Annotated in this window: 13 protein-coding genes and 2 tRNA genes; 9 read left to right on the top strand and 6 right to left on the bottom strand. The window is 59.8% G+C overall.

Features of this window, described 5'->3' with window-relative positions; all coding sequences use genetic code 11:
* Positions 1-4: 4 nt before the first annotated feature.
* The gene (locus tag RDL66_RS07010) at positions 5-709 is read right to left on the bottom strand and encodes a TrkA family potassium uptake protein (protein ID WP_308536135.1); all 705 of its coding nucleotides are present in this window, start codon (positions 707-709) and stop codon (positions 5-7) included.
* A gap of 10 nt (positions 710-719) precedes the next feature.
* On the bottom strand, positions 720-2,132 hold the full coding sequence (locus RDL66_RS07005) for a potassium transporter TrkG (RefSeq protein ID WP_308536134.1): 1,413 nt from the start codon (positions 2,130-2,132) through the stop codon (positions 720-722).
* Between the two features lie 75 nt (positions 2,133-2,207).
* Here RDL66_RS07005 and prfB point away from each other — a divergent pair, with 75 nt between their 5' ends.
* The 5 genes from prfB (at position 2,208) to smpB (ending at position 7,409) form a co-directional block, all read left to right on the top strand.
* Entirely contained in the window at positions 2,208-3,338 is a 1,131-nt protein-coding gene (gene prfB / locus RDL66_RS07000) for a peptide chain release factor 2 (RefSeq protein ID WP_297724288.1), read from the top strand.
* 172 nt (positions 3,339-3,510) lie between these two features.
* Positions 3,511-4,299, top strand: a complete 789-nt coding sequence (ftsE, locus tag RDL66_RS06995; protein WP_308536133.1) for a cell division ATP-binding protein FtsE — start codon at positions 3,511-3,513, stop codon at positions 4,297-4,299.
* Positions 4,299-5,213, top strand: a complete 915-nt coding sequence (gene ftsX, locus RDL66_RS06990; protein WP_308536132.1) for a permease-like cell division protein FtsX — start codon at positions 4,299-4,301, stop codon at positions 5,211-5,213. The genes ftsE and ftsX overlap by 1 nt, the downstream gene beginning before the upstream one ends.
* Before the next feature lie 99 nt (positions 5,214-5,312).
* Complete coding sequence (locus tag RDL66_RS06985; RefSeq protein ID WP_308536131.1) at positions 5,313-6,644, top strand: peptidoglycan DD-metalloendopeptidase family protein; 1,332 nt, start codon at positions 5,313-5,315, stop codon at positions 6,642-6,644.
* 225 nt (positions 6,645-6,869) lie between these two features.
* Complete coding sequence (smpB, locus tag RDL66_RS06980; RefSeq protein WP_308536130.1) at positions 6,870-7,409, top strand: SsrA-binding protein SmpB; 540 nt, start codon at positions 6,870-6,872, stop codon at positions 7,407-7,409.
* Positions 7,410-7,563: 154 nt separating this feature from the next.
* Here smpB and RDL66_RS06975 read toward each other — a convergent pair whose 3' ends face one another.
* Together RDL66_RS06975 and RDL66_RS06970 are read right to left on the bottom strand one after the other, a co-directional pair.
* Positions 7,564-8,547, bottom strand: coding sequence for an O-acetyl-ADP-ribose deacetylase (locus RDL66_RS06975; RefSeq protein WP_308536129.1), 984 nt, complete (start codon positions 8,545-8,547; stop codon positions 7,564-7,566).
* Between the two features lie 246 nt (positions 8,548-8,793).
* Positions 8,794-8,867, bottom strand: a tRNA-Ile gene (locus tag RDL66_RS06970).
* 131 nt (positions 8,868-8,998) lie between these two features.
* Between RDL66_RS06970 and RDL66_RS06965 the strand changes: the two genes are divergently transcribed.
* The gene (locus tag RDL66_RS06965) at positions 8,999-9,496 is read left to right on the top strand and encodes a hypothetical protein (RefSeq protein WP_308536128.1); all 498 of its coding nucleotides are present in this window, start codon (positions 8,999-9,001) and stop codon (positions 9,494-9,496) included.
* 62 nt (positions 9,497-9,558) lie between these two features.
* A tRNA-Asn gene (locus RDL66_RS06960) sits at positions 9,559-9,630 on the top strand.
* A gap of 565 nt (positions 9,631-10,195) precedes the next feature.
* Here RDL66_RS06960 and RDL66_RS06955 read toward each other — a convergent pair.
* Positions 10,196-11,425 (bottom strand): amidohydrolase, encoded by a 1,230-nt coding sequence (locus RDL66_RS06955; protein ID WP_308536153.1) that lies wholly within the window; start codon positions 11,423-11,425, stop codon positions 10,196-10,198.
* A gap of 224 nt (positions 11,426-11,649) precedes the next feature.
* Between RDL66_RS06955 and RDL66_RS06950 the strand changes: the two genes are divergently transcribed.
* Positions 11,650-12,759 (top strand): DUF1524 domain-containing protein, encoded by a 1,110-nt coding sequence (locus tag RDL66_RS06950; RefSeq protein ID WP_308536126.1) that lies wholly within the window; start codon positions 11,650-11,652, stop codon positions 12,757-12,759.
* A gap of 67 nt (positions 12,760-12,826) precedes the next feature.
* The gene (locus RDL66_RS06945; protein ID WP_308536125.1) at positions 12,827-13,198 is read left to right on the top strand and encodes a S4 domain-containing protein; all 372 of its coding nucleotides are present in this window, start codon (positions 12,827-12,829) and stop codon (positions 13,196-13,198) included.
* A 147-nt stretch (positions 13,199-13,345) separates the two neighbouring features.
* Here RDL66_RS06945 and RDL66_RS06940 read toward each other — a convergent pair whose 3' ends face one another.
* Positions 13,346-13,900, bottom strand: coding sequence for a hypothetical protein (locus tag RDL66_RS06940; RefSeq protein ID WP_308536123.1), 555 nt, complete (start codon positions 13,898-13,900; stop codon positions 13,346-13,348).
* Positions 13,901-13,919: the final 19 nt, after the last annotated feature.

Below are 13,919 nucleotides of genomic sequence, written 5' to 3'. Positions count from 1 at the left end.
TCCGTTAATCTTGGCGAGTGATTTTGGAGATTATCCGAGTCGGCGCCACCACCATGACCCGGTCTTCAGGGGACAGGATGGTTTTGGCGTGAGCGGTTTCCCAAGTGCCGGTGGGCGATTCAATCGCCACGATAGAGAATCCGTCGCGGCGGCGCACGTCGAGCTCACTGAGGGTTTTCCCGCAGTAGCGCGGCCCCAAACTGGTGATAACCAGGGCAAACCCGTGACCCAGGTCGATGTAATCCTCGAAAGACTGGGCGACCTGGTGGGCAGCGCGCAACCCCATATCAGATTCCGGATAGAACACGCGAGTGATGCCCATCTGGTTGAGGATTTCGCCCTGTTCCACGCTGGAGGCTTTCGCCCACACTTGGGGACAGTGCAGGGTCAGCAGGGCGGAGGCGCTCAGGATGGAGGCGGCGAGGTCGCCACCAATCGTGACCACCCCGCAGGCGTACTCGTCTACGGCCAGCTGGGCCAGCGCCTCCTTGTCGGTGGCGTCCGCCCGCACCACGTGGCGAATCAGTGCCGAAGCGCGTTGCACGACTTCTGCGTTACAGTCGATACCCAACACTTCCACGCCGCTGGCCTCCAACTCGGTAGCCATGCTCAAGCCGAAACGTCCCAAGCCGATGACGACCGCGCTTTGGGGATTACCTGCCTCATGGGCCGGGGATTGTGGGGAGGGTTTCTGATTAAACATATTCATTTGCGTTGTCCTAACCGATGAGGGGGTGGTCACGAGGAAGTTCGTAGGCTACCGGCCGTTTCCGGGTCGCGAGAGCCGCGGCCAAGGTCAGCGGTCCGACACGTCCCAGAATCATAAAGATTATTACCATGAATTGCGCCGCGACAGGCAGCATGGGGGTGATTCCGGTACTCAGACCCACGGTACCCAGAGCGGAACAGATTTCGAACAGGCACTGGTTTAAGTTGAAAGGTGTAAAGAGCATCAGCAGGAAAGTTCCCACCGCGACCAGGCCGGAAAACAGCGAGAGCACCGCCAAGGCTTGGCGCTGGGCCGAACGCGCCAGGCGCCAGCCCAGGATATTGATGGCGTGAGCCCCTCGAATCTCACCCCAGAGGGTCGCCATCACCACGGTCACCGTAGTGATTTTCAGCCCTCCCGCGGTACCGGCGGGACCCCCGCCAATCAGCATCAGCCCATCGGTGATGAGCCAGGTCTCCGGGTACTGTTGGGAAATGTCGAGGGAGTTGAAACCCGCGGTGCGCGGGGAAACGGAGGAAAACAGCCCGTTGAGGAAACGTTGCGGTACGGGCATCGCGCCGAGGGTATGGGGATTGTGCCATTCCAGAGCCGTGATGGCGACCCAGCCGAAAACAATCGCCACCGCGGTTCCCAGCAGCATGATGCGGGTAGTCATGCCCCACTTCCACCAGTGCAGGCCGTTGCGGTAGAGCATCAGCCAGACGGGGAAGCCCAAGCCTCCTATCACGATGAGCGCCGCCAGGCTCAACAGCAAGAAAGGGTCGGCGCTGAAACTCATCAGGGAGTCTTCGTAAGGGGCAAAACCGGCATTGTTGAAAGCGGAACCCGTGAGGAAAACCCCGTGCGCCACCGCCTGGAGCGGTGAGGCGGCGTGCCCGGAAAACCACAGATAGAGACTGTTAAAGACAGAAAACACCAGTTGCAACAGGAACGAGGCGACCACGATTTGCGCCACAGAATGGCGCACTTCGCGCGGAGTCAGGCCGAACCACACTTTGGCGATGGCACGGTCCTCGAAAGTGGCGCGTTTACGCAGAGCCGAGGCGAGCAGGGTGACCATGGTCATGGTGCCGATGCCGCCTAACTCAATGAGCACGAGGACGACAGCTTGACCGAAAGTGGACCAGTAGCTGCCCGTGTCCACCACGATGAGTCCCGTCACGCTGGTGGCCGAAGCGGCGGTGAACAGCGCAATCGACAGGGGAGCGCCGCCGGCGAACGCTGGCCCGAAGATGGGGACGCCGGTGGGAATAGTTCGGGGGGTGACGATGTCGAAAGTCGTCGCGACCGCAGCTCCGCTCCGGGACACCGGAAGCATCAGCAATACCGTTCCCACCAGGATAGTTATCAAAAATGCCGCCGAGATTTTGCGGCCGGGATTAAACTCGGAGATGCGAGCCACCGGATTAGTATAAACCAGACGCCACGCAGCGCAACTTATTTGAGAACCACACCGGATTACCAGTAAGGTAAAAAGGTGATTTCCCCCGATGATTTTCAGCCCCTGATTGAAAAACTGCGCGCGTCTTTCGCGACGATTTCGGCGGTGATGGACCCCGAGCTGCTGGAGCAAAAGATTGCCGACTTGACGAAACAAGCCGCCGCCCCGGACTTGTGGGACGACCAAGAAAACGCCCAGAAAGTCACGCAATCGCTGTCGGTGGCGCAGGCCGATTTGCAGCGTTTACGGGCGATGCAGGCGCGGATTGACGATATGGAAGCCCTGGTCGAGTTGGGGGCGGAAGAAAGCGGGGAGGACCGCGACGCGATTCTCACCGATGCGGAACACACTTATGAAACATTGAAACAGGACCTGGACGCGATGGAGGTGAAAACCCTGCTGAACGGGGAATATGACGAACGTTTCGCGGTCGTCACCATCCGTTCCGGAGCGGGCGGGGTGGACGCTGCCGACTTCGCGCAGATGCTGCTGCGGATGTACCTGCGGTATTGCGAACGACACAACTATGCCACGAAGGTGCTGGATACGTCCTATGCGGAAGAAGCGGGGATTAAGTCGGTAACGTTCCAGGTCGATGCTCCTTATGCGTACGGGATGTTGTCAGTAGAAGCCGGGACGCACCGGTTGGCGCGGGTCAGCCCGTTTAACGCGGCGGGCAAGCGCCAGACTTCCTTTGCGGCGGTGGAGGTCATTCCCCTGATCGAGACAACCGACCACATCGAAGTGCCCGAGAGCGACATCAAGATTGACGTGTTCCGGTCCTCCGGTCCGGGCGGCCAGTCCGTGAACACGACCGATTCGGCGGTGCGACTGACCCACCTGCCCACCGGTATCGTCATCTCGATGCAGGACGAAAAATCCCAGATTCAAAACCGAGCCGCCGCGATGCGCGTGCTGCAGTCACGCCTGCTAATGCTGCGTCACCAGCAAGAACACGATAAGAAAAAGGAGCTGGCGGGGGACGTCAAAGCTTCTTGGGGAGATCAGATGCGCTCCTACTTCCTCTATGGGCAACAGCTGGTCAAAGACCTACGAACCGGCTATGAATCGGGCAACCCGGACAGCGTATTTGACGGCGACCTGGACGGATTCATCGACGCGGCGATTCGCTGGCGCAAGCATCAGGAAAAGCACAGCGACCAGTAGGGGGCCCACCGCGACCAGGCCGGAAGGATTCCCCCCGCGAGCGCCCTTTTGCGCGGTAATAATCGCGTTTTTCCCCTGCGATTGCACTTCTGCGGGTGTCACTCCGTTTTTATCGTTTCGTTATAAATAGACTTAGTAGCGTATCTAAAACTGAACTGGGGAGCGGAAAAGGTTGATTACCTTCGACAACGTCACCAAAATTTACAAGCGGGGAGCGCGCCCGGCGCTGGACCACGTGGGGCTCACTATCGACCGAGGCGAGTTCGTATTCCTGGTCGGAGCCTCCGGATCGGGAAAGTCCACGTTCCTCTCGCTGGTGCTCGGCGAAGAGAGCGCCACGGAGGGGAAGATTCTGGTCCTGGGCAAGGACCTGGGGCGATTGTCGAGGTGGAAAGTGCCGGCGCTGCGCCGCCAAGTCGGAGTGGTGTTCCAAGACTTTCGCCTGTTGGAAAACAAGAACGTGTACGACAATGTGGCGATTGCCCTGCAGGTCATCGGCAAGCCGCGTCGCGTCATTCGTCGGGTCGTCCCCGAAGTACTGCAGATGGTTGGTTTGGGTGGCAAAGACAAGCGTTTTCCCCACGAGCTCAGTGGCGGCGAGCAGCAGCGCGTGGCGATTGCTCGCGCCATGGTGAACCGCCCACCCATTCTGTTAGCCGACGAGCCGACCGGAAACCTGGACCCCGGCACGTCCTTGGGCATTATGCGACTGCTGGACCGGATCAACCGGGCCGGCACCACCGTGGTGATGGCCACCCACGACGAAGAAATCGTGAACCAGATGCGTAAACGCGTCATCGAACTGGACGAAGGACGGGTCGTGCGCGACCAGGCTCGCGGCATCTACGGAGCCTCGGCCCCGAAAGGAACCGATGCCGCCGACGACCGCCCTTCTGACAGCGCGGGGGAGTTAGCGAAACCGAAAGGTGCGGGGGCGGCACGGAAAGGAGGCCGTAAGTAATGCGACTAACTTTCGTATTATCCCAGGTAGGCCAGGGTTTGCGGCGCAATCTGGCGATGACGGTCGCGGTGGTGATCGTGACTTGTGTCTCCCTGCTGTTTGTGGGGTCGGCGGTGCTGGCAGAGATGCAGATTGGCAACCTGCGCGATACCTGGTACGGCAAAATCGAGATTTCCGTGTCGATGTGTACCAAGGACGATGTGTCTCCCAACTGCAACGGTCAGGAGGCCAGCGAGGCACAGATCGCGGCGATTGACGAACAGTTGAAGTCCGAGCGGCTCAGCAAGTACATCGACAATGTGTATTTTGAGACGAAGGAAGAGGCTTTCGAGAGTTTTAAGAAGCTGGCCGGCACGGAACAGTATTACCAATATGTCAAAGCGGATATGATGCCGGCATCGTTTAGAATCAAGCTGAAGAACCCGGAGCAGTACCGCGTGGTCGTCGAGGAGTTGCAGGGACGTGACGGGGTCGCCCAGGTCATTGACCAAAAGCAGATTCTGGAAAAGCTGCTGACCGGGTTGCATCAGGCGACCTACCTGGCTATCGGGCTGGCGGTGGCGATGATTATCGCCGCGGTCCTGTTGATTACCACCACTATTCGGCTGTCCGCGATGAGTCGGGAACGTGAAACGTCCATTATGCGCCTGGTCGGAGCCTCGAACCTGTTTGTGCAGCTGCCGTTCATGGTGGAGGGCGCTGTCGCGGCGACGATTGGTGCCCTAGGGTCGGTGGCGATTCTGTGGGCCAGCGTAAAGTTCCTGGTCGGGTCCTGGATGTCGGGACTTTCCGGGGTCGTCCAGCTCATTTCACCCAACGATGTGTTGCTCATCGCGCCGTTCCTGGTGTTAGCGGCCATTTTGCTGGCGGTCGTGGCTTCGGCGGCATCCCTGAACCGCTACACCAGAGTTTAGGGTTCCGTTGGCAATGTTTCGGACGGGGAAAGTCGCGGTATTTGGCTAAACTTGAAACATCACGCTTTGCGGTGTGGCGACCGAGAAGGAGGTGAGCACGTGCGAAGGAAATTGACCGCCCTGGTGGGGGCGCTGGCGGCACTCGGGATCGCCTCGATGTCTACAGTTTCGCTCAGTTATGCCAACGCGGCGCTCACCCCCGCGAACGCTAGTGCGACCGCGAGAGCGAGCGCGACCGGCCTTGTGAAGGCTGACAAGAAATCCGACGAACGCAAGAAACTTGAGGCGCAACAGGCCGCCTCCAGAAAGAAGCAAGCGGAACTGGCGGCCCAGCTGGAGGGGGTTAACGCGAATCTGGTGCAGCTGGCGGTGTCCCTGGAGCAAACCAAGGCGGCTATTCCCGCGGCGCAAGCTGAGGTTGCCAATGCGCAGGCGAAACTGGCTGATGCGCAGGCGAAACATCAGCAAATCCAGAGCCGGTTAGAGATTGCGAATCGCCAGAAAGAGGAACTGCGCGAACAGATTGCGAAGGGCGAGGAAACCATTGAAAAAACGCAAGTCGCTATCGGTCAGATGGCGCGCATGGCTTATCGCGGGGCGATGCTGGAAACTTCGCCGCTTTCGCTGCTGCTAGATTCCCAGTCCCTAGATGAACTCACGCTGCGGGCACAGGTGGCAGCCACGGCGACCAAGTCGCAAAATCGTGCCATTGTGGAAGCTCAAGAGGCCAACGCGGCCAATAACAACGCTCGGGCTCGCCAGGAGGCCGTGACTGTGAAAATTGGGGAGCTGGAGACGCAGGCTCAGCAGGCGGTGCAAGCCGCCGATGAGGCTCGCGCTGAACAGCAGCGAAAGCTGGGGGAATTCCAGGATTTGCAACAAAGGCAGGTCGCCCAGCAAGGGCAGTTGAACAATCAGCGGGCGGCGTTTGAAAAACAGATTGCGGACGAACAGGCCACGCAAGCGGCCGCGGCGGCGCGAATTGCCGCGCTGAATCAACAGCCGAGCGGCATGCCGGCACGCTCCATTTCGGGGGGGATTTTTGGCGCGCCCCTATCGTCGCTGTCGGTGACCTCGCCTTACGGTTACCGGGTCCACCCCATCACGAAGACGCGGCGGCTCCATGCCGGGACGGACTTCGGGATAGGGTGCGGTACCCCGATTTATGCCTCTCAGTCCGGAACGGTGACTTTCGCTGGCTGGGATGGAGCCGGCGGGAAATCGACTTATATCAATCACGGCACCATCAACGGCTCCAAGTGGCAGACTACCTACCGCCACCAGTCCCAGTTCAAAGTTTCGGTCGGTGCTTCCGTGCAGAAGGGTCAGGTCATTGGCTTGGTTGGTTCTACCGGCGGTTCTACCGGGTGCCACCTGCACTTTGAAGTGTGGCAAAACGGGAAAACTATCAACCCGCTGGGGGTGCTGTAGGCGGTCGCCTCACGAGGGCGGCGTCACCAGAGTGGGTAGGCGAGCGGGCGGCCTGGTGATGTGTTCGTAACTAATCGGTAACCAATCGGTGACGAAACCGAGACGAAACCGTGGCGAATCCGTGACGAGTCCGTGACGGGCTGGCGGCCACCCGGCCTTGTGACGTCCGGGCAGCGCCGCAGGGAAAAGTTGGCAGACCGCGCTTTTGCGCTAAAATTGCACTCTATGGGTAAAAAAGCTGCTACGGGGGCGGGTCAGTCGGGGAAGCTGACCCCTTCTCAGCGTGCCAAAGCGGAGTCGGACGCCAAGAAAGTCATCGCCCGGAACAAGAAGGCCGCGCACGATTATTTTTTGGAGGACCGTTACGAGGCGGGATTGTCGCTGACCGGCACCGAAGTCAAGGCTTTGCGGATGGGACGGGCTTCGCTCACCGAAGCGTGGGTTGAGGTCGACCGCGGGGAGGCGTGGCTGCAAGGGGCGAACATTCCGGAATATTTTTACGGTTCTTGGACGAATCACGCTCCGAAACGCAAGCGCAAACTGTTGTTGCATAAGCGCGAGATTGCGAAACTCGAAGGGGCGGTCGCCGCGAAAGGCTACACGATTGTGCCGGTAGAGCTGTATTTCGTGGGCGGACGCGCGAAAGTGGAGATTGCGGTGGCGAAAGGCAAGCAGGAGTGGGATAAGCGTCAAACTATCCGCCAGCGCGAGGACGACCGCGAGGCGCAGCGGGCTTTGCGGGAGGCGAACCGGCGCTCCCGGTGAAGTGCGGGGCAGGGGCTGTTGCAGACTGGCGCAGACTGGCGCAGACGACCCGGCAGGAGCGCCGCGAGCACAGTGCCATATCGGATAAGGTTCGGCGGGCTGGCGAGGTTCGGTAAAAGCTGGCGTGCCGCCGGTTTGTCCGCGGGCAGCGGGGTTAGTCTGTCGGAGCCGACTTGAGATACTGATGCTCGGCGCGGATGGCTTTGACCAGTTCAGCATGGGCATTGGCGCCATATTTCGCCGAGAATTCCTGCCACTCCTGAACCGCTTGGGGATCTAAGTGCATCATGGCCTGGAGGTTGCCCGCGTTATCGCTGGCGGTGATGGCCTCGCCGTCCTCCGAGCCAGCCCATTCGCGAAACACCCGGTAGCCCTCGGCGCGGAACGCCTCCGTGTAGGCCGCGGCCGCCGCGTTGCGATCGGCTCGATACGAGGCGACTTCTTCATCAGGAATCCAATAGGCATCGACCAAGGTCATGCCGTTGCGGTGGGTTTTCGTGTCCCCCGGCGCCAACTCGAAGTCGTCGGGAGGCCAGGAGTCATCCTCCGGTTCGGTGCGGGCGATTTCGGCTTGAAACAGCTCCAGCGCGTCGGGGGAAAACAGCACGAAATACACGTTGTCTATCGGGGTTTCTGCGTTTTGGGAGGGGCTTTGAGCTGCGGAATCACCGGTCGGGTCGGTGTCACGAGAGGGGTGGGTACCGGCGGCCCACTCGCGTACGGCTGCCACGCCGATGCGCGCTACCTCGGCCATGTCCCAGCCGTAGACTCCGCCGGATATGGCGGGAAACGCCACGTCGTGGGCGCCCACCCGCGCGGCTTCACTCAAGGAGTTCGCAAAAGCGTCGTGCAGCAGCTGCGGGTCGGTTTGTCCGGCGTGACGGTTGGGCCCGACGGTGTGAATGACCCACCGCGCCTCCAGGTTGAACCCCCTGGTGGCGACCGCTTGGCCCACCGGCAGACCGTCGGGAAAACGAGTCTCGCGCAACTCGCGACAGGCCGCAAGCAGCTCCGGACCGGCCGCCCGGTGAATCGCCCCATCGACACCGCCGCCCCCCAATAGTGAGGAGTTCGCGGCGTTTACAATCGCGTCCACATTCATCTCGGTGAGGTCTCCGCCAATCGCGTGTATCTGCATTTTTGTTCCCTTTCGGCTAGGTTTACCAGTCTAGCGTGAAGCGGGAAAAACGTCGCGGGAAAGAGCTGATTTTCGCACAAAAAAGTGCCCTGTGCGGGAACCGAAGCGGGTAATAAGTCCTCCTACACAGGCAATGTAGACACAAGTCCCAGGCTCGAATTTCTCGCGAAACAATGGTCATACCTGGTGCCATACATGGTGCCAGAATAGTTATGGTTTTTAAGCCGAATATATGTGCAGGTCAAGTGCCCTGTGTGGGGCTTGAACCCACGACCAACGGATTATGAGTCCGCTGCTCTGACCGACTGAGCTAACAGGGCGTAAACATCCTAACAAGTTACCGAGCTCAGGTGGTATTTCTGAGCGCCGGGAATTCGAGGTTTCGGTGCCACCGCCCGAACCGGCGAAATGCCTGGGCGGGACAGCGTCGCCCTGTTATACAGTTGAGTTCATGGGCTTGAGGAAAAGCAAAATCCCCGCGGAACTGAAACCGCTGCTGCCCCGCGGTGGACGCAACTGTGTACCGCTGTACTTTGCGGACCATGACTTGTGGCTGTTTGCCGACCCTAGCGGCTTAATCAGGCGAGATAGCGAGGTGACTCGCTGGGAGTGGCACGAGGTGCAGCAGATTGGGTGGGACCGCGATACCGACACTTTGAGTGTGTCTTGGCCTGACCCGGGCAAAGCGCCGCTGCTGCTAAAGAACCCGGAGTCGACCATGCTCAAGGCCTTCGGGGACTACGCGCGCATGTACCTGCAAAAGTCCCAAATCTATACCCAGTTCTCGACACTGCCCTCCGGGACGAAAGTGCGGATTTCGGTGCGGGCCAAGGCGGACGGAAGCCGCTTTTCCGAAGTCGTCGCTTTCGGGGCGCTGGCGCCGGGTGACCTGCCCGCTCTGTCCAGCTTGGAATCCCAGGTACGCGACATGGCGGGCCTACCGGCCTAAAACCGGTAACCTCGCAGCGAGTGGACATTCGCGAAAAGGTTCTGTTAGAATCTTATCCGCAATCCCGCGTAGCTCAACGGCAGAGCGTCCGACTGTTAATCGGCAGGTTGCTGGTTCGAATCCAGCCGCGGGAGCTTTTTTGTATCCGGTATTTCGGCGTTTTTCGAGCCGTTTTTCACTGATCCGCCGTTGGGCTTTTGGGCCTTTTTCAGGTCGGTACGCGCCCCGCGCCCCGGGCGATTAGCCAGCCAATGGTCGATAGTGTCGGTAGACCAGCCGTTGGCTGTGACTTTTTCGCCCGTGCCTATCCTGACATCGGGCGCGGGCATATAGCCGCGCTGGGAGTACGCCTTTAGCGTGTTTTCGGAAAGACCGGTGTAGGCAGCGATGCCGCGCAGTGAAAGAAACATGGTAGCCCCTTTTTTTGGAGGAAGCCCCGCCCCCGTGAAGGGACGGGGCGATTTCCTAACTATCCTTCGGCTTCTGCACCTTCTCACGGATGAGAATCAGTGCTAGAATTGCCTCAGGCAAGGAAACCAGGATTTCGATGAATGCGATCATCTTAATCTCCTTGTCCTCCAGCCCCAAGATGCAACCTTGGGGCTTTACCTTTGTTAGAGCGGATGCCCTAACACCTCTAACTATACGCATATATAGGCGTAGCGCCAAACGTGGGCGTAATTTGAGGTAAAGGGGACATTACCCCTGTTCCGATTTCCCCAACCAAACCATCACCGCAGCTAGTACGGCTTCGATGCCCGTAGTTAGCGTGGGTTGCATGACCGGAGCGAACTTGGGGTTGTGGTTAGGAAATTTGGGGTCGTTGTCGCGGAAACCTCCTAGACCCCAATAGCAATAGGGAATCCCGAACGCGTCAGGGATAGTGCTGAAATCTTCGGAAGCGGGAACCTCGCCGCAATCGCCTACCCGCTCAGCACCAAAGTGGGCAATAAATGCCTGCGTCACTTTTTCGGTAGTTTGCGGTTCATTAGCGGTCAGGGGATAGGAATCATAAAGCTCGAACTCGGCAGGTTCCGGGCTGCCTGCCGCGGCGCACTCGGCGTTAACAATTCGTTTTATGGCTGTCAGTAGGTGTTCGCGCACCTCCATGTCATAAGCGCGGATATTGACCAAAAGGGTGGCGCGTTCGGGAATGATGTTTGACTTTGTGCCAGCTTGCACCGACCCCACGGTCACTACTGCCATCTGAAAAGGATCGATTTCGCGCGAAACGATAGTCTGCAACCGCAACACAATCGCCGAGGCAAGTACCACTGGATCAATGCCCATGTGAGGCATGGAGCCATGCGAGCCCTTGCCATGCAACGTAATTTTCAAGGACGCGCCAGTAGACAAAATCGCGCCGATATGGGTGCCGACTGAGCCGGCGGGCATGGGACCGGTCAGAACATGCTGACCGAAAGCAACGTCGGGGCGAGGAATTCTTTCGACCAGACCCGCCTCTATCATCGATTTCGCTCCCTCAGCGGTTTCTTCACCGGGCTGAAAGAGGGCGATATGGGTGCCACTCCAGCTATCGCGATGTTCAGCAAGCACTCGCGCTGCCCCCAGACCAGCAGTAATGTGTACGTCGTGTCCGCAGGCGTGCATCGCCGGTACTTCGTTTCCGTCCCGGTCACGTCGAGTGATAGTGGAGGCATAAGCCAACCCGGTCTCTTCTCTCACCGGTAGTCCGTCCATGTCGGCGCGGAAAAGCGTGGTATTACCCGTGCCATTTTGTAGTATCCCAACCACGCCCCCACCGATTATTTCAGTCTGATAGCCAAAGTCCTGCAGCTGTTTCTCAATAAAATTGCAGGTTTCTGTCTCTGCCATCGAAAGTTCAGGATGCCGGTGTAGCCATTGATAGGTTTCGTCCGGCCATGAACCTAGCTGAGCGACTGCGGCGTTTATATCCAGATTGTTCATCATAAACTCCTCTCAATTTCTTTTAACTCTGTTTTCCTTGCGGCGCAAAATCTCGCGCCGGGTGGGTCCTGATTTGGGGGTGTCATGAGCAAATGTGTAAGAAATCGGGGATTAAATCGGGGTAGGTGGTTATATAGACCGGCAACCCAGATTTAATCGCCAATTTGCAACAGGGGATGCGGCCCGTCGCTCAAAAAAGCCTGTCTGCGCTTTAAAATGAGCCTGTGAAAGGAATCCCGGCGCCGCCGAACAGACCGGCTCAGAGCTCACCCAAAACCAGCAAGACCAAGAAGCTGCTGGTGGGCGCGGGGGTGCTGTGTGCCGTGGTGGCTTGCGGCAACGTGCTGGGAAGCAAAGCCAGCGATTCTGAGCCTGCTGTCTCTGCTAGCCCAACCGTTTCCACCAAGGCGCCGCGAGTGACCGTGGAACCCACCCCCACGCCTTCTGACACTTCCCCCACGCAGACCCCAGAAAACACTGTGGAACCTACCACCGCACCCACGCCGGAAGCGACCGGGGACGCCGCGACTGTGCTGGCGACCTTGCCGGTGAAAGGGCGGGCGCCGAAAACCGGGTATCGGCGCGCGGAATTCGGCCAGAGGTGGCGCGATATCGACCGGAACGGCTGCGACACCCGAAACGACATCCTTAACCGCGATTTGACCGATAAAACCTGGCGCGCGAACACACGCGGATGCGTGGTGTTGAGCGGGATCCTGGCGGAGCCCTATTCCGGTGAAACCAAGTATTTTGATAAGTCACAAGCCTCGGCTATCCAGATTGACCACGTGGTCGCCCTGTCTGACGCGTGGCAGAAAGGCGCCCAAGCCTTGACCGCCGCGCAGCGCGAAACCCTGGCGAACGATCCGTTGAACCTGCTGGCGGTGGACGGCCGGCTCAACCAGCAAAAATCGGACGGTGACGCGGCGACGTGGCTGCCGCCGCACAAGGACTTCCGGTGCGCCTACGTTTCGCGCCAGATTGCGGTCAAAGCGAAGTATCGGCTGTGGGTGACTGAAGCTGAACGCGATGCGATGGTACGTATCTTGAGTAATTGCCCAGGTCAGGCACTGCCTGCCGATAGCGGGGTGGTCGTGTCCTCCGGAACCGTGCCGGCTTCTGTTCCGACAGAACCGCCGCCCCCGCCGCAGGACGCGGCCCCTCCCGCGGCAGAACCCGCACCCGGGGCGCCAGGTGGCTCGGGAGCCAGCTACGCCAACTGCCGAGAAGTCTGGGCAATCCTGGGCCGGCCCATCACCCCGCAGGATCCGGGATTCCGGGAAAAATTTGACGGGGATCACGACGGGATAGGTTGCGAGTCCCGGCCCCGCTAGGGTTCGCAGTTTCGCCGGATTACCCCGGATTTCAGCCGAAAATCCCGGCTGCGGGTAGACTGGAGGAATGGAAAAAATGCGCGTCGACGTGTGGTTGTGGGCGGTGCGACAGGTGAAGTCGCGCACACTTGCGACCGCGGCGGCGCGCGCCGGGCACGTGAAAATCAACGGAGTGAGCGCGAAAGCCTCCAGCACGGTGCGGGTCGGGGACGAGGTACGGCTACGGGTCGCGGGTTTCGACCGCGTCCTGAAGGTAAAAGCCCTGATTCCCAAGCGCGTGGGGGCGCCCGAAGCCGTGAAATGTTACGAGGACGTCACCCCACAACGCTTGACGAATCCCGCTAATGCAGCCGTCATCTATCGACCGCGCGGCACGGGGCGTCCCACCAAAAAGGAACGCCGCCAGCTCGACGCCTTGCGTGGGCGCACGTCCTTTTGAAGTAGTGTGCAAAAGCGTCCCCGGTCAGCCGCTCGGGTCGGGTTTAGCCCCCCAAAGTCGGCATCGGGGGGTGGCGGTTGCAGCATGGTGGTCGGAAAAAGCCGTGGTTCCGGCTCGGTCCCGCGAGGTTGGCCGCGGGCGCAATGCCTAGTCCCAGTCGCCCAGGAAATGGCTGCGTTTGGGGAACTGGGCGCGGTAAGCATCAGCGCGCCGACCCAGAAAGTATCCCGGCACGCATAGCACCAGGAGCGCCACGCCGAACACGAAGCCGGGCGCGACCTGCATTCCTGCCACAACGAAGGCCGCCACCGACAGCACCACACCCAGACCAGCCCCAATGGCCCACAACACTTTTGCGGACACAAAAAACGCCAGGTGAACCAAGCCCACGGTGGCAGCCAGGACACAAGACCCGGCAATCATCAGCGTGACGGTCGCCCCGGTGGTCAGCGAGTTCGGCTGTTCGTAGGCCGAGCCGGCGTAGGTCAAAAAGTACGCCGCCAGCGCGAACCCGAAAGACCCCACTACGAACGGCCACACGTCAGCCGCGGTGCGCCACAGGGATTGTTTCGGTGTCGGGGCTTTTCCGGATTTGTCGCGAGGATTTTTTCCCGCACGAGGTTCCCCCTCCGGTTTTGCGTTCGCGGGAGACTGGTCGGGGTCATCAGGTTTTTCCTGTTTGCCAAGGTTTTGCGAGGACATGACTCCTAGTCTAGTAAGA

This window comes from uncultured Mobiluncus sp., from assembly GCF_902488535.1.
In the GTDB taxonomy this organism is placed as follows: Bacteria; Actinomycetota; Actinomycetes; order Actinomycetales; family Actinomycetaceae; genus Mobiluncus.
This window is presented reverse-complemented; position numbering and strand designations above follow the sequence as displayed.

Excerpts from the sequence above, each read along its gene's own strand:
- RDL66_RS06955 (WP_308536153.1), bottom strand. The coding sequence starts at position 11,425 with ATGAACAATCTGGATATAAACGCCGCAGTCGCTCAGCTAGGTTCATGG.
- RDL66_RS06975 (WP_308536129.1), bottom strand. The coding sequence starts at position 8,547 with ATGCAGATACACGCGATTGGCGGAGACCTCACCGAGATGAATGTGGAC.
- ftsX (WP_308536132.1), top strand. The coding sequence starts at position 4,299 with ATGCGACTAACTTTCGTATTATCCCAGGTAGGCCAGGGTTTGCGGCGC.
- RDL66_RS07010 (WP_308536135.1), bottom strand. The coding sequence starts at position 709 with ATGAATATGTTTAATCAGAAACCCTCCCCACAATCCCCGGCCCATGAG.
- smpB (WP_308536130.1), top strand. The coding sequence starts at position 6,870 with ATGGGTAAAAAAGCTGCTACGGGGGCGGGTCAGTCGGGGAAGCTGACC.
- RDL66_RS06945 (WP_308536125.1), top strand. The coding sequence starts at position 12,827 with ATGGAAAAAATGCGCGTCGACGTGTGGTTGTGGGCGGTGCGACAGGTG.
- RDL66_RS06940 (WP_308536123.1), bottom strand. The coding sequence starts at position 13,900 with ATGTCCTCGCAAAACCTTGGCAAACAGGAAAAACCTGATGACCCCGAC.
- RDL66_RS06965 (WP_308536128.1), top strand. The coding sequence starts at position 8,999 with ATGGGCTTGAGGAAAAGCAAAATCCCCGCGGAACTGAAACCGCTGCTG.